Source organism: Pseudomonas sp. BN505 (genome assembly GCF_029873175.1).
Classification (GTDB): domain Bacteria; phylum Pseudomonadota; class Gammaproteobacteria; order Pseudomonadales; family Pseudomonadaceae; genus Aquipseudomonas; species Aquipseudomonas putida.
Map to the genome: position 1 here is coordinate 23,478 of NZ_SSOI01000032.1, position 19,201 is coordinate 42,678.

Genomic DNA, 19,201 nt, shown 5'->3' on the forward strand with positions numbered 1-19,201 from the left:
CCTTTCGCGGCACAAGGCCGCTCCTACAGGGGACCGCGGCAGCCAGATAACCCGCGATCGCTTGTGGGAGCGGCCTTGCGTCGCGATAGGGCCGCAAAGCGGCCCCATTGGCCCTTCGGTTTGATATAAGATAACGCCCCTCAGATTTCCCCGCCTTGCCTTGCCCCGGAGTCCCCCATGACGGCCCCTGCCGAGCTCTCGCCTACCCTTCAACTGGCCTGCGACCTGATCCGTCGCCCCTCGGTCACCCCTGTCGACGCCGACTGCCAGGCGCAGATGATGAAACGCCTGGGCGCCGTGGGCTTCGAGCTCGAGCCGATGCGCATTGAAGACGTAGACAACTTCTGGGCCACCCACGGCAGCCAGGACGGCCCGGTGCTGTGCTTTGCCGGCCACACCGACGTGGTGCCCACCGGCCCGGTGCAGCAATGGCAGCACGAACCGTTCGAAGCGCTGATCGACGCTGACGGCATGCTCTGCGGCCGCGGCGCCGCCGACATGAAAGGCAGCCTGGCCTCCATGGTGATCGCCAGCGAGCGCTTCGTGCACGACTACCCGAACCACCGCGGCAAGGTCGCCTTCCTGATCACCAGCGACGAGGAAGGCCCTGCGCACCACGGCACCAAGGCAGTGGTCGAGCGCCTGAAAGCACGCAACGAACGCCTGGACTGGTGCATCGTCGGCGAACCCTCCAGCACCACCCTCCTGGGTGACGTGGTCAAGAACGGCCGCCGTGGCTCGCTGGGTGCCAAGCTGACCGTGCGCGGCAAGCAGGGCCACGTGGCCTACCCGCACCTGGCACGTAACCCTATCCACCTGGCCGCCCCGGCCTTGGCGGAACTGGCAGCCGAGCACTGGGACGAAGGCAATGCGTTCTTCCCGCCAACCAGCTTCCAGATCTCCAACCTCAATTCCGGCACCGGCGCCACCAACGTGGTACCGGGCGAGCTGACCGCGCTGTTCAACTTCCGCTTCTCCACCGAGTCGACTGTCGAAGGCCTGCAGGCGCGAGTGTCGGCGATTCTCGACAAGCATGAACTGGACTGGTCGATCGACTGGGCGCTGTCTGGCCTGCCGTTCCTCACCGAGCCTGGTGAACTGCTCGACGCCGTGGCACACAGCATCAAGGGCGTCACCGGCCGCGATACCCAGCCATCCACCAGCGGCGGCACTTCCGATGGCCGTTTCATCGCCACCATGGGCACCCAGGTGGTGGAGCTTGGCCCGGTCAACGCCACCATTCACCAGGTGGACGAGCGGATCCTGGCCAGCGACCTCGACCTGCTGACCGAAATCTACTACCAGACTCTGGTTCGGTTGCTCGCCTGATGCTCGCCTGCCCCCTTTGCCAGGCGCCGCTGAGCCGGCTCGACAACAGTGTGGTGTGCCCGGCCGGCCACCGCTTCGACCGCGCCCGCCAGGGTTACCTGAACCTGCTGCCGGTGCAGCACAAGAACAGCCGCGACCCAGGTGACAACCAGGCCATGGTCGAGGCCCGCCGCGACTTCCTCGACGCTGGCCACTACGCCCCGGTGGCCCGCCGCCTGGCCGAGCTGGCCGCCGAGCGCCAGCCCGGCGCCTGGCTGGACATCGGCTGCGGCGAGGGTTACTACACCGCACTGCTCGCCCAGGCCCTGCCGGCTGCCGACGGTTACGCCCTGGACATCTCCCGCGAGGCGGTCAAACGTGCCTGCCGCCGCGCGCCCCAGGTTACCTGGATGGTCGCCAGCATGGCCCGCGTGCCGCTGGCCGACGCCAGCTGCCAGTTCATCGCCAGCGTGTTCAGCCCGCTGGACTGGACCGAGGCCAAGCGCCTGCTCAGCCCCGGCGGTGGCCTGATGCGGGTGGGCCCGACCAGCGGCCACCTGATGGAGTTGCGCGAGGTGCTGTACGATGAAGTACGCCCTTACGCCGACGACAAGCACCTGGCCCTCGTCCCCGAAGGCATGGCCCACGCCCACAGCGAAACGCTCGAGTTCCGCCTGAGCCTGGCCGTGCCCAAGGCACGCGCCGACCTGCTGGCGATGACCCCGCACGGGTGGCGCGCCAGCGCCGAAAAACGCGCCAGGGTGATCGACCAGCCCGAGCCGTTCGAGGTCACGGTTTCAATGCGTTATGACTATTTCGTGCGCCAAGACTGAGCAAACCCGGAGCCCTTATGCGCCAACCCGATATCGAGATCTACCTGAAGGACGCCGACGTCGACCACAAGCAGATTGCCGAGTGGCTCGCCCAGGCGATTGGCCCGTGCAGCGAATGGCAGCAGAAAGGCCAGACGTTCAAATGCAAGGCCGGTAACATTCCAGTCACCTGGCTACCCAAGGCTGTAGGGAAATGGAACAGCCTGTACCTGGAAAGCGATCAGACGCCATGGGCCGATGATATCGCCTGCGCCCGCGCTGCATTCGCCGCACTGGGTGTGGAAGTGCGCTGCGCGCCGGGTGGCTGGGTCGAGGAAGACGGGGAAGAAGATGCCGACCGCTGGGTCCGCATCAGCGCCGACGGTGAAGAGGAAATCACCTGGCGCACTTCTTGAGCTGCAAGCTTTGATCTGCAAGCGCCAAGACGGATCGCATCAGGCTGCAAGTACACGGTCACTTGCAGCTTGAGGCTTACAGCTTGAGGCTCAGAGCCCTACTACGTCCTCGGCTTGCAGGCCTTTCTGGCCCTGCACGCAGGAGTACTCAACCCGCTGCCCCTCGACCAGGGAACGATGCCCCTCACCGCGGATCGCCCGATAATGGACGAACACATCCGCACCACCTTCGCGCTGAATGAAGCCAAAGCCTTTGGCATCGTTGAACCACTTTACATTCCCAGTCTCACGAGACGACATCTGAACTACTCCGGATTTTTATTGTGAAGATCGCCTTGTAGGCATGAGCTCACGGCCCCGTGCCAACGCCGCTTGCTGAAATATCCTGCAAGTGGCAGGCCGAGTATATGACACAGAACAAAAAAAATTGATGACGGTCCCGCCGTTGGCCGTTTTTTGCTGAACTTACGCCGATACGGCAGACTAAATAGCTGGATACTCACCTGAAAATCACACCCAGGGCACTCACCCCATGACCCGTTCCCCCCTGCGCCGCCTGATCTTCGGCGCCCTGCGTCGCCTGTTGTACCTGTGGGTGCGCTCCGAGACCATCAACCAGTCTTCCATGTCCCTCAACCTCGACCGCAGTCGGCCGGTGTTCTATGCGCTGCCCTCGCCCGCGCTCACCGACCTGGCCGTGCTCGACCACGAGTGCACCAAGGCGGGGCTGCCGCGCCCGGTGCTGCCGGTGGCTGTCGGCCCGCTGCAGGAGCCGGCCGGGTTCTTCTACCTGACTCCCGACCCGGACTGGCTTGGCCGCCAGGACAAAAGCGGCGCCCCGCCCACGCTTGAGCGCCTGGTGGCTGCCGTCAGCCAGCATGCCGAAGAAGATGCGCAGATCATCCCGGTCAGCGTGTTCTGGGGCCAGACGCCGGCCAGTGAGTCCAGCCCATGGAAGCTGCTGTTCGCCGACAGCTGGGCGGTGACCGGGCGTTTGCGCCGGCTGCTGACCGTGCTGATCCTGGGGCGCAAGACCCGGGTGCAGTTCTCCGCGCCCATCCACCTGCGCGAACTGGTGCAGCACAACAAGGGCCACGAGCGCACCGTGCGCATGGCCCAGCGCCTGATGCGCGTGCATTTTCGCAACCTCAAGACCGCCGTCATCGGCCCGGACATCTCGCACCGGCGCAACCTGGTCAAAGGCCTGATCCATGCCCCGCAGGTGCGCCAGGCCATCGCCGACGAGGCCCAACGCGAGAACCTGCCGCTGGCCAAGGCCGAAGCACAGGCACTGCGTTATGGCAACGAGATCGCCTCGGACTACACCTACACGGTCATCCGCTTTCTCGAAGTGGTGCTCAGCTGGTTCTGGAACAAGATCTACGACGGCATCAAGGTCAACCATATCGAACAGGTTCAGGGCATAGCCCCCGGCCACGAAGTGATCTACGTGCCGTGCCACCGCAGCCACATCGATTACCTGCTGCTGTCGTACCTGCTGTTCCGCAACGGCCTTACCCCACCGCACGTGGCCGCAGGCATCAACCTCAACATGCCGGTGGTGGGTAACCTGCTGCGCCGTGGCGGCGCCTTCTTCATGCGCCGCACGTTCAAGGGTAACCCGCTGTACACCGCCGTGTTCAACGAGTACCTGCATACCCTGTACACCAAGGGTTTTCCGGTCGAGTACTTCGTCGAAGGTGGCCGCTCGCGTACCGGGCGCATGCTGCAGCCGCGTACCGGGATGCTGGCCATTACCCTGCGCAGCTTCCTGCGCTCGTCACGCACGCCGGTCGTGTTCGTGCCGGTGTACATCGGCTACGAGCGCGTGCTCGAAGGCCGCACCTACCTGGGCGAGTTGCGCGGTGCCAGCAAAAAGAAGGAGTCGGTGTTCGACATCTTCAAGGTGTTTGGCGCGCTCAGGCAGCGCTTTGGCCAGGTCTACGTCAACTTCGGTGAACCGATCCGGCTCGCCGGTTTCCTCGATGAGCAACAGCCCGGCTGGCGTGAACAGGATCACGGCCCGCAGTACCGCCCGGCCTGGCTCAACGCCGCCACTACCCGCCTGGGCGAAACCGTGGCCCGTCACCTCAACGAGGCGGCCGCCATCAACCCGGTCAACCTGGTGGCCCTGGCGCTGCTGTCCACCAGCCGCCTGGCCCTTGACGAACGCGCCCTGACCCGCGTGCTCGACCTTTACCTGGCCTTGTTGCGCCAGGTGCCCTACTCGCCGCACACCACCCTGCCCGACGGCGACGGCCAGGCACTGATCGAACACGTGCGTAGCATGAACCTGGTGGCCGAGCAGAAGGACGCCCTGGGCCGCATCCTCTACCTGGATGAAGGCAATGCGGTACTGATGACCTATTACCGCAACAACGTGCTGCACATCTTCGCCCTGCCGGCGCTGCTGGCCAGCTTCTTCCTCAGCAGCTCGCGCATGAGCCGCGAACTGCTGGGCCAGTATGTGCACGCGTTGTACCCATACCTGCAGGCCGAACTGTTCCTGCGCTGGACGCCAGAGCAACTGGACGAGGTGATCGACCAATGGCTGGCCGCGCTGGTCGAGCAAGGCCTGCTGCGCCAGGAGAACGACGTGTACGTACGCCCGGCGCCCAGCTCGCGGCAGTTCGTGCTGCTGACCCTGCTCGCCCGCACCATCACCCAGACCCTGCAGCGCTTCTACATGGCCACCTCGCTGCTGCTCAACAGCGGACAAAACACACTCAGCGCCGAAGCGCTGGAAGACCTCTGCGTGATGATGGCCCAGCGCCTGTCGATCCTGCATGGCCTGAATGCCCCGGAGTTCTTCGACAAGACGCTGTTCCGCCACTTCATCCAGACCCTGCTCCAGCAAGGCGTGGTGCATGCAGACGGGCACGGCAAGCTGGGTTATCACGACAAGCTCGCCGAGCTGGCCGAGGGCGTGGCCAAGCGTGTGCTGTCGGCCGAGCTGCGCCTGTCGATCCGCCAGGTGGCCCTGCACCGTGACGATGGCCTGGAAACTTCGACCATCTGACGGTTCATCTACCGGGAAAATCCGCTAAAGTCCCTGGGGTTGGCCACAAGCCAGCTCCAAGGACCTATGGAGATTCCATGAAAAAGCTCTTTATGCTGTGTTGCGCATCCCTGCTCGCAGCCTGTTCCAGCCAAAGCCCATCCACCCAGGCCAGCCTGGACGGCGAAGTCTTCTACCTGCAGCGTATCGCCCTGCCGCCTGCGGCTACCTTGAGCGTGGAGCTGCAGGATGTTTCGCTGATGGACGCCCCTGCCGTGACCCTCGCCCGCCAGGCCGGCCCGGTCAAAGGCAACGTGCCGCTGCCGTTCCACCTCAGCTACGACCCAGCCCAGGTCAAACCCGGCCACCGCTATGCGGTGAGTGCGCGCATCGAGCTGGATGGCAAACTGCTGTTCATCAATACCGAACACCATGGTGTCATGCTCGACGGCAGTGACCCGAAAACTGTACGCATCAAGGTCGACCAGGTTCGCTGACACCCGTATTCATCTGTTTACAAGGAAAGCTTCATGATCCGCACTTCCCTGCGTTTTTCCACCCTGTGCGCCGGCCTGCTGCTGTCGGCCAGCGCACTGGCCCTGTCGCTGGGCGACCTGAGCCAGAAAGACGCCACTGGCGGCCTGAAAGATACCCTGACCCAGGGTGCGCAGCTGGCCGTCAAGCAGTTGAGCACCCCGGGTGGTTTCAGCAATAACCCCGACGTGCGCATCGAATTGCCGGGCAACCTGGGCAAAGCGGCCAAGGCCATGAAGATGTTCGGCAAAGGTGCACAGGTCGATGCCCTTGAAGCCAGCATGAACAAGGCCGCCGAAGCCGCCGTGCCGCAGGCCCAGGCGATTCTGGTCGATGCCGTGAAGAACATGAGCGTGACCGATGCCAAAGGCATCCTCAGCGGCGGTGACGACTCGGCCACGCAGTACCTGAACAAGAGCAGCCGCGAGCAGATCCGCGCCAAGTTCCTGCCTATCGTCAAGCAGGCCACCGACAAGGTCGGCCTGGCCCAGCAGTACAACAACTTCGCCGGGCAGGCGGTGGCACTGGGTGTGGTCGACGCCAAGAGCGCCAGCATCGAGAACTACGTGACCGAGAAGGCGCTGGACGGCCTGTTCGAGATGATTGGCAAGCAGGAGCAGAGCATTCGCCAGAACCCGGCGCAGGCCGCTACCAGCCTGGCCAAGAAGGTCTTCGGCGCCCTCTGATCCGCAACGCGGCCGCAGTACCCTCGCAGGAGCAGCCTTGTGCTGCGAAGAGGCCGGGACAGCAAGATGAATTTTCATTTGCTGCACCGGCCTCTTCGCAGCGCAAGGCTGCTCCTACAGGGCGGTGAGGTCAGTCAGGTTTTCTTCACCCTGAACCACGCCGCATACAACGCCGGCAGGAACAACAGGGTCAACGCCGTGGCCACGATCAAGCCCCCCATGATCGCCACCGCCATTGGCCCGTAGAACACGCTACGCGACAACGGGATCATCGCCAGCACCGCCGCCAGCGCAGTCAGCACGATTGGCCGGAAGCGCCGCACTGTGGCTTCGATGATCGCCTGCCAACGCTCCATCCCTGCCGCAATGTCCTGCTCGATCTGGTCCACCAGGATCACCGAGTTGCGCATGATCATGCCCGCCAGGGCAATGGTGCCCAGCATGGCGACAAAACCGAACGGCTGGCGGAACACCAGCAGGAACAGAGTCACGCCAATCAGCCCCAGCGGTGCGGTGAGGAACACCATCACCGTGCGCGAGAAGCTGCGCAGCTGGATCATCAGCAGGCTCAGCACCACTACCACGAACAGCGGCATGCCAGCGTTCACCGACTTCTGCCCACGCTCGGAGTCTTCAACCGTGCCGCCCACTTCCAGCAGGTAGCCGTCCGGCAGCTTGGCGCGTATCGCCTGCAGGGTCGGCTCTATCTGTTTCACCAGCGTGGCCGGTTGCTCCTTGTCGTAGATATCGGCGCGCACTGTCACCGTGGGCAGGCGGTTGCGGTGCCAGATGATGCCTTCCTCGAAGCCGTACTCCAGGGTCGCTACCTGCGACAGCGCCACGCTCTGGCCATTGTCGGTCGGCAACGCCAGGCTGCCGAGGTTACCCAGGTCACCGCGCTCCTGCTGGGTGCCGCGCAACAGGATCTCGATCAGCTCGTTGTCCTCGCGGTACTGGCTGACCGTGGTACCAGTCAACGAGCTTTGCAGGAAGCTGGCCAGGTGCGCGGTGCTCACGCCCAGGGCGCGGGCGCGGTCCTGGTCGATTTCGAGGAACACAGCCTTGCTGGGTTCTTCCCAGTCCAGGTGCACGTTCACCACATGCGGGTTCTCGCGCACCTTGTCGGCCACTTCGCGGGCCAGCGCACGGGCCTTCTCGATGTGCTCACCGGTGACCCGGAACTGCACCGGGTAACCCACGGGCGGGCCGTTTTCCAGGCGCGTGACGCGGGCACGCAAGTCGGGGAATTGCTGGTCCACGGTGCGGATCAGCCAGCTGCGCAGGCGCTCGCGATCCTCCATCGACTTGGCCAGCACCACGAACTGGGCAAAGCTGGCTGCAGGCAGCTGCTGGTCCAGCGGCAGGTAGAAGCGCGGCGAGCCGGTGCCCACGTATGCCACGTAGTTATCGATGCCGTCCTGCTGCTTGAGCAGTGCCTCCAATTGCTTGACCCGCTCGGCGGTATTGGCCAGCGAGGCGCCTTCGGCCAGCTTCAGGTCAACCATCAGCTCCGGGCGCCCGGAGGCCGGGAAGAACTGCTGGGGCACGAAGCGGAACAGCAGGATACTGCCGACAAAGGCCGCGATGGTCAGCAGGATCACCGTCTTGCGCCGCCGCACGCACCACTCCACCACCCGCCGCACCCGCTGGTAGAAGGGCGTGGCGTAAGGGTCTGGCGCGTGGCCGTCCTTGCCATGACGCGCAGCGTGCAGCTTGGCCAGGTCGGGCAGCAGGCGCTCGCCCAGGTAGGGCACGAACACCACCGCCGCCACCCACGAGGTCAACAGGGCGATGGTCACCACCTGGAAAATCGAGCGGGTGTATTCGCCAGTGCTGGAAGCAGCAGTGGCGATGGGCAAGAAGCCTGCCGCAGTGATCAGGGTACCGGTCAGCATCGGGAAGGCAGTGCTGCTCCAGGCATAGCTGGCTGCCTTGAGCCGGTCGTAACCCTGCTCCATCTTGATCGCCATCATTTCCACGGCAATGATCGCGTCGTCCACCAGCAAGCCCAGCGCCAGCACCAGCGCGCCGAGGGAAATCTTGTGCAGGCCGATGCCGAAATAGTGCATGGCGGCGAAGGTCATGGCCAGTACCAGGGGGATGGCCAGCGCCACCACCAGGCCGGTGCGCAGGCCCAGCGAGAAGAAGCTCACCAGCAGCACGATGACCAGTGCCTCGACCAGTACCTGGACAAATTCGCCCACACCGGCCTTGACCGCCGCAGGTTGGTCCGAGACCTTGCGCAGCTCCATGCCGGCCGGCAGGTTGCGCGCCACGCGCTCGAACTCGCCTTCCAGGGCCTTGCCCAATACCAGGATGTCGCCGCCGTCCTTCATCGACACGGCCAGGCCAATGGCATCCTCGCCCATGAAGCGCATACGTGGCGCGGGTGGGTCATTGAAGCCACGGTGCACTTCGGCCACATCGCCGATGCGGAACGTGCGGTCACCTACGCGGATGGGGAACTGGCGAATCTGCTCCACGCTGTCGAAGCGCCCGCTCACCCGCAGTTGCAGCCGCTCGCTGGGCGTCTCGAAGAAGCCGGCGGTGCTCACCGCGTTCTGCTCCTGCAGGGCCTGCTGCACGGCCTCCAGGGGTACGCCGAGGGTGGCCAGCTTGAGGTTGGACAGCTCGATCCAGATTTTCTCGTCCTGCAGGCCCACCAGCTCGACCTTGCCCACATCCTTGACCCGCTGCAGCTGGATCTGGATGCGGTCGGCGTAGTCCTTGAGCACCGCGTAGTCGAAGCCCTTACCGGTCAGCGCATAGATATTGCCGAAGGTGGTACCGAACTCATCGTTGAAGAACGGGCCCTGGATCTCCGGTGGCAGGGTGTGGCGAATGTCCGCGACCTTCTTGCGGATCTGGTACCACAGCTCGGGGATGTCCTTGGAATGCAGCGAGTCGCGGGCCATGAAAGTGACTTGCGACTCGCCGGGGCGCGAGAACGAGACAATCTTCTCGTACTCGCCGGTTTCCATCAGCTTCTTCTCGATACGTTCGGTGACCTGGCGCGACACTTCCTCGGCGCTGGCGCCCGGCCACAGGGTACGAATGACCATGGCCTTGAAGGTGAATGGCGGGTCCTCGCTCTGGCCGAGCTTGGTGTAGGACATGGCGCCAATGGCCGCCAGCAGGATCATCAGGAACAGGACGATCTGGCGGTTGCGCAGCGCCCAGGCAGAAAGGTTGAAACCCATCGGGACTTACTCCTTGGCCGTCAGCTTCACTACACGGTTGCTGCGGTCCACAGGGCGTATTTCCTGGCCCTCACGCAGTACATGGCCACCGGCGGCGACCACCCAGTCACCGGCGGCGAGGCCTTCGAGCACTGGCACAGTGTCGCTGCCATAAGCCCCCAGACGCACCTCCGCCCGCTCCAGGCGGCTGTCCTTGTTGACGCGCCACACATAGGCCTGGCCGTTTTCCGCTGTAACCGCTGACAGCGGCACTGCCAACGGGATCAGCCCATCATGGGCGATGAACACCCGGGCACTCTGGCCCAGCTCCGCCGGCGTGGCGGCCGAAGTAAAGGCGATGCGCGCAGCAAAGGTGCGCGAGCGGGGGTCGGCGGCCGGTGACAGCTCGCGGATACGCCCCTGAAAGCGCGCTTGCGGGTGTGACCACAGCTCCACACTGACCGGTTGCCCCACGGCAAAGCGGGCGAACTGCTGCTCCGGCAGGCCGATCACCACTTCGCGCTCGCCATCGGCGGCCAGGGTGAACACGGTTTGCCCGGCGGCAACCACCTGGCCCACTTCGACCTGACGCTTGGCAACCACCCCGGCCTGCGGCGCGCGCAGCACGGCATACTCGGCCTGGTTGCCAGCCACGTCGAACTCGGCCTTGGCCTGTTTCAGCCGGGCAAGGCCGGCGCGGTACAAATTCTCGGCATTGTCGAACTGGGAATGGCTGACCATCTGCCGGTCCAGCAGCTTCTGGTAGCGGTCACGCTCAGCGCGCACCAGCGCCAGGTTGGCCTCGGCAGCCGCCATCTGGGCGCGGTTGGCTTCCAGTTGCAGGCGCACGTCCTGCGGGTCCAGCTCGGCCAGCGGCTGGTCGGCCTTGACCCGCTGCCCCTCCTCCACCAGGCGCTTGGTGACCTTGCCGCCAATGCGGAACGCCAGGTCCGGCTCGAAGCGCGCACGTACTTCGCCGGGGTAACTATCGGCAGCCGCTTCGGCCGGCTGCGGCTGCACCACCAGCGCCGGGCGCGGCGCGGCAGGCGGGGTGGCTTCCTGACCGCATGCCGTCAGTAGCAACGCGGCAACGGCGGGCAAGGCGATGGACAAGGCATGGCGCAACATGATGAATCCTTTCGCGGAGGGCACTTCGAATATTTGTACTGGCGAGTATATTAAGTCAGGTAAGCGATGCCGGGAAGGGTTTGCGGTGGTTTTTCCAGGGGTACGGCTGAAGTCTTTTTGGCGCCTGAGAGATCGGGCGCCGCCCGCACGGCGTATCCGCCGTACGTGTGGCAGATTGGTGGGGTGCCAAGCAGTCTTGAGGCCAGTACTGCGCGGGTGGTCATGAAACAGTGATCGCAAGCGCAGCGCGTACATTGTGGGAGCGGGGTCACCCGCGAACACCGGCGAAGCCGGTGCCATGCACCGCGTCGTATTCTTCGCGGGTGAATCGGACCGCCGCACCGCCGCTCCCACAGTGATTTGCGTCGGTGTCGAGGACAGCGCTATACCTGTGGTGTTCGGTTTGTCGGGGGTGGTGTCGACACCTCGCTGACGCCTGAGCGACGACATCACTGGCGGACAACTGTCCGCTGGCAGACAGCAGGCAATGTGACCTGGTTTTAGCCGGATCGCGCCCGACCCGTTAAGATGGTGATCCTTAAACCAGATGCAGACCACAATGCCCAACGACGCACCCATCGGCCCAGGCCGGCCAAAGGACCTGGTCAAGCGCGAGGCGATTCTCGAAGCGGCCAAGGCCCTGTTCCTCAGCCTTGGTTACGCCAACACCAGCATGGATGCGGTCGCTGCGGCGGCAGGTGTTTCAAAACTTACCGTGTACAGCCACTTCACCGACAAGCAGACCCTGTTCTGTTCAGCGGTCATGGCCACCTGCCAGATCCAGCTACCTGACCTGCTGTTCGAGTATCCCGAGGGGGCACCGGTGGAGGAGGTATTGTTGACCATTGCCCGTGGCTTCCAGGCACTGATCAGCAGCGACGAAGCGGTCAAGCTGAGCCGCCTGATCATGGCCCAGGGGAGCCTGGACCCAAGCTTTGGCGAATACTTCTACGAAGCCGGCCCCAAGCGCGTGCTGGCAGGGATGGAAGCGCTGCTGCGCGGGGCGGATGAGCGCGGGCTGTTGCGCATCGACAACCCGCTGCGTGCGGCGGAGCATTTCTTCTGCCTGGTCAAGGGGGCACCGGATTATCGCTTGCTGCTGGGGTGCGCGGGGCCGCTGCAGGGCGAAGAGGCCGAGGCGCATGTGCGCGAGGTGGTGGGGGTGTTCTTGCGAGCGTACCGACCCTGAAAGCATCTTCTGGCATACGCGGTCTGTAGGAGCGCGTATGCCTGTGCCTGTGCCCCCAACCGGCGTACTACCTGACATTTTTGCCAGTATCCAACCAGGCACACTCTAGACATACTCTCATGAAGCCCCACATGAGCGCACCACCATGTCCACTCAAACACTTCAACTCTTTTATAAGGGCAACAAACTCTCGACAGTGCATTCAGGCAGTGCTCATTGTTCAGTTGTCAGCGCGAATAACCAGAACCTGTGCGAAACAAACAGCCAAACCACGCAAGCACAGCTTTTGGCCACCGATGCCCAAGCGTCAACCGTTACCGCCCATGCAGGAAGCCAAACGGCCATTGCCTACAGCCCTTATGGCGATGATAGTTTACCGGCCGCTCACCAGATACTGTCCCGCTTTACCGGGCAAACTTGGCTACCCTCTGCCATAGGCTACTTGCTGGGTAATGGTCACCGCCTGTTCAATCCAGCGCTGATGCGCTTTCACAGTGCGGACAGTTTCTCGCCATTCGCTAGAGGTGGCCTTAACACGTATGCTTACTGCGGCAACGACCCCATCAACAGGGTGGACCCTACCGGCAGATTTTTCAGAGGGCTGTTCAAACAGTTTAATCAGGGCTATTCGTACAAAAAACTGGCTCCACGCCTGGATGAATCGAGTCCTAACCTATCTAAAAATGAATACAAAGCGCTGTCAAAGTCTATTAGTAAACGCCTACTCCGAGCTCAGAGTGAGCTAGACCGCGGACTTACTAATGGATTTGTCCATACAACAGAGCATGCACTGGAAAAAATAAACATTCTTAATAACCAACAAGCAATACTGAGCTTTTTGTCCGCGGACAAAAACGGGCGTTTTAATTTTGACACTACCCGACAAACGCAAGAAACGCATGCACACAGTCCAGTGCATGCCGGTCCTACCAGTACACTCGCTGAAGAAATACTTAGCAGCCCTACAACCATTCACCCTTCCATTCCGGAAGATATGGTACACGAAGAGCTGCTAGAACGTCTGAGACGCCTGCGTGAGGATTAGGCCTTCAACGCCTTCTTCGGATATATGTCATACCGGCTCGACTTGCCCTCCAGGCTATGGCTGGGCTTAGGCCCATCGATGATCGGCGCCTTGCGCGGGCGCTTCACCACCACCCGGTGGCTAGCCAGCGCCAGGGCAGCTTCGAGTAGCGCTGGGGCATCCAGGTCGTCCCCCACCAAGGGCCGGAACACGCGCATTTCCTTTTTCACCAGGGCGCTCTTGTCGCGGTGCGGGAACATTGGGTCGAGGTAGATCACCTGCGGCGCTTCGCCTTCCCAGGCGCGCATGCGCTCGATGGCGTTGCCGGTCAGCAGGCGCATGCGCCCGACAATCGGGCCCACCTCGTCATCCGACCGCGCCCGCGCAAGGCCATCCTCCAGCAGCGCGGCAATCAGCGGCTGGCGCTCGATCAGGGTCATCTGGCAGCCCAGGCTGGCCAGCACGAACGCATCTTTGCCAAGGCCTGCCGTGGCATCCAGCACTTGTGGCCGCACGCCTTGGGCAATGCCCACGGCCTTGGCAATCATCTGCCCGTTGCCACCACCAAACTGGCGCCGGTGCGCGGCCTGGCCTTCGACAAAGTCCACCCGCACCGGCCCTGGTGCCTGCGGCCCAAGCTGCTGGATCTGCAAACCCTCGGCGCCCACCTGCACGGCGAAGCCGGCGCTCTCGTCCTGTAGCGGCAGGCTTAGGCGTTCAGCCCACACCTTGGCCTGCTCCGCATACTCAGCCGACATCGCCTCGACCCTGATACCCGTGCCTTGCTCTTCCATCGTCCACACCTAAAAAATCAAACCAAGCCTTAATGAATCAGCAGCCACGGCCGATACAGGCAATATCCCGCTATTCTGCCAGAGCACAACGCGCGCGACTGCCATGTCAGATACTCTTCCTATCGGCTTGACCTATTTGTCGCCTGTCGGCAACTACAGTCAGCACAACACCCAGGCACTCGGGGGCGTCAGCCACCTGTGGCAGGATTTCTTTGCCCGGGCCATGGCCGAGCAGCAGGAAGAGCCCGTAGACAGCGTCAGCCAGTCCTTCGTGCAGTACGACCACGACAGCGGCGAACCCATCGGCGGCGCCCGTGCGCTGGCCCTGATCGACGCCCAACGCGCCTGCCCGGTGCTGGACACCGAGGTAACACCGCCCGAGCCGCTGTTCTTGCCCAAGGCAGAGCTCGAAGCCAGCCTGCTGCCGCCTGCGCCTGAGCCGTTCAGTGCCATGGAACTGATTGAACAGCAGCGCCAGCTCGACACCAGCAACAGCTGGATGCGCCCGGTGGTGATGAGCCAGGGCCATCCGATTGCCGAGCCCGGCCCGGGCCCTGCCCCGCGGTCGTTGTTCCTGCCCATTGCCGAGTTCGAGACCAACCTGCTGGACCCGGCACCCGAACCGTTCGACGAGGCCACCCTGGCCAAACAGCAAAACGACCTGGAGTTCGACATCCACTGGGCGCGCCCGGTGGTGCTGAACAACGTGCGCGTTCACGCCTGAAGCTAACGGCAGATCTGCCAGCGCCCCATGTCCAGGTGGAAGTGATTATGGTGCGCGGCGTTGTAATCCGGCCCCAGTACCGTGCTGAAGCTCTCGCAAGCCGCCTGCTGCACCTGCCGCAAGAACTCTGCCTTCTGCCCACCCACCTGCCAGTCACGCGCCAGCACGATGCGCTGACCGTCCTGCAGGCGAAAACCGCTGATGTCCAGCGCATTGGCGGTAGCGTGCTGACTCAAGCGGCCCTGCTTGCGGTGGTAGACATTGCGGCAGGCAAAGCTGCCCAGGTGATCGACCTGCGTCACCGGCTGGCCCAGCACCCGCTGCGCCACCGGCTGCAAGCCATGGTTCTCGAACAGCGCGTAGGCCACCGCCAGCGGGCAACTGGCCAGGAAGCTGCTGCTGAGCCGCGCCTGCCCACCCTCGATGCGCCACACGTTCTGCAACGGGCAGTTGGCCGCAGCGGGGCTGTCGGCTTGCGCCCGGTAACGCAGCTGGCTGGTTTCCAGTGCCTGCCGGCACAAGGCCGGGTCATCGCGCAGGCGTGAAAGCTTGTACGGCGTCAGCAGGTTGGGCGGCTGGCGCACGTCCAGCGGCGCCCAGGGGTTCCACACGGCAGGCAGGCGCCAGTCGAAGTGCCAGGCCAGGCCGGCCAGCACCAACAGGCCGGCCAGCAGCGCCAGCATTGCCCGCATCAGCGGCGGAACAGGTCGTTGAGCAGGGCAAACGGCAGTGCCTGCTCACCGTAGCCGAACGTACCCTCGTTGCGAATCTCCAACGCAGCACGGTGGAAGGCCCCCAGCGCAGCACGGGCCAGCGACGAGCCGACGCTGATGCGGCGCACGCCCAGGTCCTGCAACTGGTTCACGCTCAGCGACACACCCGCCATGCCCATCAGTACGTTCACCGGCCGCGGTGCGACGGCCTGCACCACCGCACGTACTTCCTCGACGGTGCGCAGCCCGGGGGCATAGAGCACATCGGCGCCGGCCTCGGCATAGGCTTGCAGGCGCAGGATGGTGTCGTCGAGGTCCATGCGGCCATGCAGCAGGTTTTCTGCCCGGGCGCACAACGTGAACGGGAACGGCAGGCTACGCGCAGCCTGCACGGCGGCGCGCACGCGCTCCACGGCCAGCCCGAGGTCATAGATGGGCGCATCACTGCGGCCACTGGCATCTTCGATGGAACCACCTACCAGGCCGATTTCTGCCGCACGCAAGATGGTCTGGGCACAATCTTCAGGCATGTCGCCGAAACCGTTCTCAAGGTCCGCGGCCACTGGCAACGCAGTGGCATCGACGATCTCGCCGGCATTGTCCAGGGTATCGTCCAGGCTCAAGGCGCCTTCGGCGTCTGGCCGGCCCAGGCTGAACGCCAGGCCGGCACTGGTGGTGGCCAGCGCCTCGAAACCCAGGCTGGCAAGCAGCTTGGCGGAGCCGGCATCCCACGGGTTGGGGATGACGAACGCGCCTTCGCGCTCGTGTAAAGCCTTGAAGGCTTCGGCTCGCAGGGTTTGCACATCCATGGTTCAACCTCCGGCAGTCAGGGAAAGGTCAGAGTAAGCCCAGTTGTTCGACCTCGGGCGCGCGCGGCAATTCCGGCAAAGGTGCAAGACCTGGCAGGCGTGCCATCAGGCGTTGATGGAAATGCCGGGCCAACGCCGCAGCCAGGCGATTGTCCGAAGTGTGCAGGAAGATATAGGGGTTGCGGCCTTCCTCGATCCAATCGGCGATTTTTTCTACCCAAGGGCTGAGGAAGGTGTGATTGGCCTCCAGCTCCGGATGGCCGATGAAGCGCACCTGTGGGTGCTGGCTGAAGGCCGCAGGGCGTGGTGGTACCTTGGGCTTCTTCGACTGCGCATGCAGCACGGCAGGGTCGCGCGAGGTGCAGCTGAACAACGCCCGCGGGTCCAGGCAGATGCGCTCCACGCCGCGTTCGTGCAGCAGGCGGTTGAGCAGGCGTTCTTCTTCACCCTTGGCGAAGAAGGCCTGGTTACGCACTTCCACGGCCACCGGCAGGCCGATCTCGTCGAGGAAGTGGCAAAGCTCGCCCAGGCGCGCCGGGCCGAACTTGGCCGGCAACTGCAGCCAGTACGGCGAAACGCGCTTGCCCAGCGGGGCCATCAGCCGCGTGAAGTCGAAGGCAGGCTCCAGTTGATCACGCAGGTCACCCTCGTGGCTGATGTCCCGGGGAAACTTGGCGGTGAAACGGAAGTGCCCGGGCATCACCTGCGCCCAGCGGGCAATGGTGCCGGGAGCGGGGCGTGCATAGAAGGTGGTATTGCCCTCGACGGCGTTGAACACCTGGCTGTAGAGGCCAAGCATTTCGTTACTGGTGGCGTCGGCGGGATAGAGGTAGTCGCGCCAGGCGTTTTCGCTCCAGGACGGGCAACCGAGAAAATAAGGCAGTGGTGGTGGACTCATCCACTAAATGTACAGGTCGAGCCCCAGTACTTCCATGTCCCAGTCGGTGAAACCGGCGGTGCTCAGGTAGCTGGCCAAGGCAGTGGCGGTGCGCCGGTCACGGGCGCGGGGGAAGACCATGTCCTGCTGGCGGGCTGGCAGGCCACCGCTGCGGCGGCGGGCGGTGGCCTCCACGGGGGCGCCCTGGCTGTCTTCAATCAGCTCGGCATCATCAATGGCCTCGTCACGCGCCGGTGCCTTGCGCGGGGTGCGCTTGACCGGGTAGGACTGCGAAGAGAAACCGTCGATACGCATGGCATGAGCACTCAGGACCAATGATGGCAATTTAGCAGCATCAGGGTTCCGTCGCTAATGCTTGACTGATAACTGGACCACAGATCGCGCAAAAGGTTTTAGAGTGATCGGCGATAACCGACGAACAGCACTCAGTGCTTCTTGGGCGTAGCTACATTATCGCGCAGATATACCGGTTGCGCCTGCTCGGCAACGATTGCCTCATCACGAGCCCAGGCGAAGGTAGCCAGGCTGAGAATGTCCAGCGCAGTGGGCAAGGCGCCAGGGTTGATGGCCGCCACCTGTACCGCCAGGCGCTCGGCATAGCCCCATCCGGTACCGGCACCGAACCACTCGCCACTGCTGCCCGCCGGCAGCGCTACCTGTTCGGGCGGCAACACCGCCTCGCGGCCGACCAGGCGCATTTCGCCGGCCGTGGCCTGGTAGCAGCCCCAGTACACTTCATCCATACGCGCATCGATGGCAGCCGCCACCTGCTGCACGCCCTGCTCGCGCAAGGCACCCTGGGCCAGCGCGGCCAGGTTGGACACCGGCAGCACCGGGCGCTCCAGCGCGAAGGCCAGGCCCTGGACCACACCAATGGCAATGCGCACGCCGGTGAAGGCGCCCGGGCCACGGCCAAAGGCGATGGCATCCAGTGCATTCAGCGCAACGCCGGATTCGGCCAGCAACTGCTTGATCATCGGCAGCAGCTTCTGCGCGTGCTGACGCGGGATCACCTCGTAATGGCTGGTTACCTTGCCGTCATGCAGCAGCGCGACGGAACAGGCTTCGGTGGCGGTATCCAGGGCCAGCAGGGTGGTCATCGAACGGGTATCCAGGTGCGAATGAAAAGAGCGGCAGTATAGAGCAGCAGCGGCGTTGTGTCCCGAAGGGGCGCTGTGCGGCCTTTGCAGGTGGCCTGGCGCGGGCCCTGTAGAAGCGCCAGGCCGTGGATCGCAGGCCGGAAACGACAACGGCCCGCTAGCGGGCCGTTGTCGGGGGGCGTCAGGTGCTGATCAGCTCAGGGCTGCCAGGACCTTGGCAGTGATGGCGTCGACCGAACCGACACCTTCAATGTGGCTGTACTTCGGCTTGCCGGCATTGGCGGCCGACAGCTTCTGGTAGAACTCCACCAGCGGCTTGGTCTGGGTGTGGTAGACCGACAGGCGATGACGAACGGTTTCTTCCTTGTCGTCGTCGCGCTGGATCAGGTCTTCACCAGTGACGTCGTCCTTGCCTTCCACTTTCGGCGGGTTGTACTGAATGTGGTAGGTACGGCCCGAGGCCAGGTGTACGCGGCGGCCAGCCATGCGGCCGACGATTTCTTCGTCGTCCACGGCGATTTCGACCACGGCGTCGATGTCGACACCGGCAGAGACCATGGCTTCGGCCTGCGGGATGGTGCGTGGGAAGCCGTCGAACAGGCAGCCGTTGGCGCAATCAGGCTGGGCGATGCGCTCCTTGACCAGGCTGATGATCAGCTCGTCGGAGACCAGCTGGCCGGCATCCATGACTTTCTTCAGTTCCAGGCCCAGCGGGGTGCCGGCCTTGACGGCGGCACGCAGCATGTCGCCGGTGGAGATCTGTGGAATACCGAACTTTTCGGTGATGAACTTTGCCTGAGTACCTTTACCGGCCCCGGGAGCTCCCAGCAGAATTACGCGCATCTTGTGCTCCTCAAATTTTTTTATGAAATTCAATGGATTCGGCAAC

19 protein-coding genes are annotated in these 19,201 nt (G+C 63.8%); 9 read left to right on the forward strand and 10 right to left on the reverse strand.

The features are described 5' to 3' along the window. The first annotated feature begins 177 nt into the window (after positions 1–177). From dapE to E8E78_RS09185, 3 genes are read left to right on the forward strand one after another with little or no spacing between them, the layout of a single operon-like run. Positions 178–1,329, forward strand: coding sequence for a succinyl-diaminopimelate desuccinylase (gene dapE / locus E8E78_RS09175; RefSeq protein WP_059394611.1), 1,152 nt, complete (start codon positions 178–180; stop codon positions 1,327–1,329). Further along, entirely contained in the window at positions 1,329–2,141 is an 813-nt protein-coding gene (locus E8E78_RS09180; protein ID WP_049276668.1) for a putative RNA methyltransferase, read from the forward strand. Before dapE ends, E8E78_RS09180 begins: the two co-directional genes overlap by 1 nt. A gap of 17 nt (positions 2,142–2,158) precedes the next feature. Further along, positions 2,159–2,536, forward strand: a complete 378-nt coding sequence (locus tag E8E78_RS09185; RefSeq protein WP_016501178.1) for a hypothetical protein — start codon at positions 2,159–2,161, stop codon at positions 2,534–2,536. Positions 2,537–2,626: 90 nt separating this feature from the next. Here the strand turns inward: E8E78_RS09185 and E8E78_RS09190 are convergent, their stop codons facing one another. Continuing rightward, positions 2,627–2,836 carry a cold-shock protein gene (locus E8E78_RS09190; RefSeq protein ID WP_016501179.1) on the reverse strand — a complete coding sequence of 70 codons (210 nt, stop codon included), beginning with the start codon at positions 2,834–2,836 and terminating at the stop codon, positions 2,627–2,629. A gap of 232 nt (positions 2,837–3,068) precedes the next feature. Here E8E78_RS09190 and plsB point away from each other — a divergent pair, with 232 nt between their 5' ends. From plsB to E8E78_RS09205, 3 genes are all read left to right on the forward strand, one after another. Beyond that, a complete protein-coding gene (gene plsB, locus E8E78_RS09195; RefSeq protein ID WP_049276667.1) occupies positions 3,069–5,555 on the forward strand; it encodes a glycerol-3-phosphate 1-O-acyltransferase PlsB in 2,487 nt (828 codons plus the stop codon). Positions 5,556–5,632: 77 nt separating this feature from the next. After that, on the forward strand, positions 5,633–6,031 hold the full coding sequence (locus tag E8E78_RS09200) for a YbaY family lipoprotein (protein ID WP_016501181.1): 399 nt from the start codon (positions 5,633–5,635) through the stop codon (positions 6,029–6,031). A gap of 33 nt (positions 6,032–6,064) precedes the next feature. Further along, on the forward strand, positions 6,065–6,754 hold the full coding sequence (locus E8E78_RS09205; RefSeq protein WP_016501182.1) for a DUF4197 domain-containing protein: 690 nt from the start codon (positions 6,065–6,067) through the stop codon (positions 6,752–6,754). Between the two features lie 134 nt (positions 6,755–6,888). Here the strand turns inward: E8E78_RS09205 and E8E78_RS09210 are convergent, their stop codons facing one another. Continuing rightward, on the reverse strand, positions 6,889–9,954 hold the full coding sequence (locus E8E78_RS09210; protein ID WP_059394614.1) for an efflux RND transporter permease subunit: 3,066 nt from the start codon (positions 9,952–9,954) through the stop codon (positions 6,889–6,891). 6 nt (positions 9,955–9,960) lie between these two features. Then, positions 9,961–11,061 (reverse strand): efflux RND transporter periplasmic adaptor subunit, encoded by a 1,101-nt coding sequence (locus E8E78_RS09215; protein WP_059394615.1) that lies wholly within the window; start codon positions 11,059–11,061, stop codon positions 9,961–9,963. Positions 11,062–11,608: 547 nt separating this feature from the next. Between E8E78_RS09215 and E8E78_RS09220 the strand changes: the two genes are divergently transcribed. Together E8E78_RS09220 and E8E78_RS09225 are read left to right on the forward strand one after the other, a co-directional pair. Further along, the gene (locus E8E78_RS09220) at positions 11,609–12,250 is read left to right on the forward strand and encodes a TetR/AcrR family transcriptional regulator (protein ID WP_049275040.1); all 642 of its coding nucleotides are present in this window, start codon (positions 11,609–11,611) and stop codon (positions 12,248–12,250) included. Between the two features lie 145 nt (positions 12,251–12,395). Further along, complete coding sequence (locus E8E78_RS09225; RefSeq protein WP_230676098.1) at positions 12,396–13,295, forward strand: RHS repeat-associated core domain-containing protein; 900 nt, start codon at positions 12,396–12,398, stop codon at positions 13,293–13,295. On the opposite strand, the gene E8E78_RS09230 is transcribed toward E8E78_RS09225, so the two are convergent. Then, on the reverse strand, positions 13,292–14,068 hold the full coding sequence (locus E8E78_RS09230; protein WP_049275042.1) for a class I SAM-dependent methyltransferase: 777 nt from the start codon (positions 14,066–14,068) through the stop codon (positions 13,292–13,294). The two genes, E8E78_RS09225 and E8E78_RS09230, sit on opposite strands and share 4 nt — an antisense overlap. A 103-nt stretch (positions 14,069–14,171) precedes the next feature. Here E8E78_RS09230 and E8E78_RS09235 point away from each other — a divergent pair, with 103 nt between their 5' ends. Continuing rightward, complete coding sequence (locus tag E8E78_RS09235; RefSeq protein ID WP_016501187.1) at positions 14,172–14,792, forward strand: hypothetical protein; 621 nt, start codon at positions 14,172–14,174, stop codon at positions 14,790–14,792. 2 nt (positions 14,793–14,794) lie between these two features. Here E8E78_RS09235 and E8E78_RS09240 read toward each other — a convergent pair whose 3' ends face one another. The 6 genes from E8E78_RS09240 to adk form a co-directional block, all read right to left on the reverse strand. Further along, a complete protein-coding gene (locus E8E78_RS09240; RefSeq protein WP_197864642.1) occupies positions 14,795–15,484 on the reverse strand; it encodes an extensin family protein in 690 nt (229 codons plus the stop codon). Next, on the reverse strand, positions 15,484–16,314 hold the full coding sequence (locus E8E78_RS09245) for an isocitrate lyase/phosphoenolpyruvate mutase family protein (protein ID WP_197863877.1): 831 nt from the start codon (positions 16,312–16,314) through the stop codon (positions 15,484–15,486). Before E8E78_RS09245 ends, E8E78_RS09240 begins: the two co-directional genes overlap by 1 nt. Before the next feature lie 28 nt (positions 16,315–16,342). Continuing rightward, positions 16,343–17,212 carry a DUF72 domain-containing protein gene (locus tag E8E78_RS09250; protein ID WP_016501189.1) on the reverse strand — a complete coding sequence of 290 codons (870 nt, stop codon included), beginning with the start codon at positions 17,210–17,212 and terminating at the stop codon, positions 16,343–16,345. Positions 17,213–17,215: 3 nt separating this feature from the next. Beyond that, the gene (locus tag E8E78_RS09255; protein WP_016501190.1) at positions 17,216–17,506 is read right to left on the reverse strand and encodes a hypothetical protein; all 291 of its coding nucleotides are present in this window, start codon (positions 17,504–17,506) and stop codon (positions 17,216–17,218) included. Positions 17,507–17,637: 131 nt separating this feature from the next. After that, on the reverse strand, positions 17,638–18,312 hold the full coding sequence (gene tsaB, locus E8E78_RS09260; RefSeq protein WP_049276662.1) for a tRNA (adenosine(37)-N6)-threonylcarbamoyltransferase complex dimerization subunit type 1 TsaB: 675 nt from the start codon (positions 18,310–18,312) through the stop codon (positions 17,638–17,640). A gap of 192 nt (positions 18,313–18,504) precedes the next feature. Then, positions 18,505–19,155 carry an adenylate kinase gene (gene adk, locus E8E78_RS09265; protein ID WP_016501192.1) on the reverse strand — a complete coding sequence of 217 codons (651 nt, stop codon included), beginning with the start codon at positions 19,153–19,155 and terminating at the stop codon, positions 18,505–18,507. Between the last annotated feature and the right edge of the window lie 46 nt (positions 19,156–19,201).

Excerpts from the sequence above, each read along its gene's own strand:
- E8E78_RS09240 (WP_197864642.1), bottom strand. The coding sequence starts at position 15,484 with ATGCGGGCAATGCTGGCGCTGCTGGCCGGCCTGTTGGTGCTGGCCGGC.
- dapE (WP_059394611.1), top strand. The coding sequence starts at position 178 with ATGACGGCCCCTGCCGAGCTCTCGCCTACCCTTCAACTGGCCTGCGAC.
- E8E78_RS09245 (WP_197863877.1), bottom strand. The coding sequence starts at position 16,314 with ATGGATGTGCAAACCCTGCGAGCCGAAGCCTTCAAGGCTTTACACGAG.
- E8E78_RS09250 (WP_016501189.1), bottom strand. The coding sequence starts at position 17,212 with ATGAGTCCACCACCACTGCCTTATTTTCTCGGTTGCCCGTCCTGGAGC.
- E8E78_RS09200 (WP_016501181.1), top strand. The coding sequence starts at position 5,633 with ATGAAAAAGCTCTTTATGCTGTGTTGCGCATCCCTGCTCGCAGCCTGT.
- E8E78_RS09225 (WP_230676098.1), top strand. The coding sequence starts at position 12,396 with ATGTCCACTCAAACACTTCAACTCTTTTATAAGGGCAACAAACTCTCG.
- E8E78_RS09190 (WP_016501179.1), bottom strand. The coding sequence starts at position 2,836 with ATGTCGTCTCGTGAGACTGGGAATGTAAAGTGGTTCAACGATGCCAAA.
- E8E78_RS09235 (WP_016501187.1), top strand. The coding sequence starts at position 14,172 with ATGTCAGATACTCTTCCTATCGGCTTGACCTATTTGTCGCCTGTCGGC.
- E8E78_RS09210 (WP_059394614.1), bottom strand. The coding sequence starts at position 9,954 with ATGGGTTTCAACCTTTCTGCCTGGGCGCTGCGCAACCGCCAGATCGTC.
- E8E78_RS09230 (WP_049275042.1), bottom strand. The coding sequence starts at position 14,068 with ATGGAAGAGCAAGGCACGGGTATCAGGGTCGAGGCGATGTCGGCTGAG.
- tsaB (WP_049276662.1), bottom strand. The coding sequence starts at position 18,312 with ATGACCACCCTGCTGGCCCTGGATACCGCCACCGAAGCCTGTTCCGTC.
- E8E78_RS09220 (WP_049275040.1), top strand. The coding sequence starts at position 11,609 with ATGCAGACCACAATGCCCAACGACGCACCCATCGGCCCAGGCCGGCCA.
- E8E78_RS09215 (WP_059394615.1), bottom strand. The coding sequence starts at position 11,061 with ATGTTGCGCCATGCCTTGTCCATCGCCTTGCCCGCCGTTGCCGCGTTG.
- adk (WP_016501192.1), bottom strand. The coding sequence starts at position 19,155 with ATGCGCGTAATTCTGCTGGGAGCTCCCGGGGCCGGTAAAGGTACTCAG.
- E8E78_RS09180 (WP_049276668.1), top strand. The coding sequence starts at position 1,329 with ATGCTCGCCTGCCCCCTTTGCCAGGCGCCGCTGAGCCGGCTCGACAAC.
- E8E78_RS09205 (WP_016501182.1), top strand. The coding sequence starts at position 6,065 with ATGATCCGCACTTCCCTGCGTTTTTCCACCCTGTGCGCCGGCCTGCTG.
- plsB (WP_049276667.1), top strand. The coding sequence starts at position 3,069 with ATGACCCGTTCCCCCCTGCGCCGCCTGATCTTCGGCGCCCTGCGTCGC.
- E8E78_RS09185 (WP_016501178.1), top strand. The coding sequence starts at position 2,159 with ATGCGCCAACCCGATATCGAGATCTACCTGAAGGACGCCGACGTCGAC.
- E8E78_RS09255 (WP_016501190.1), bottom strand. The coding sequence starts at position 17,506 with ATGCGTATCGACGGTTTCTCTTCGCAGTCCTACCCGGTCAAGCGCACC.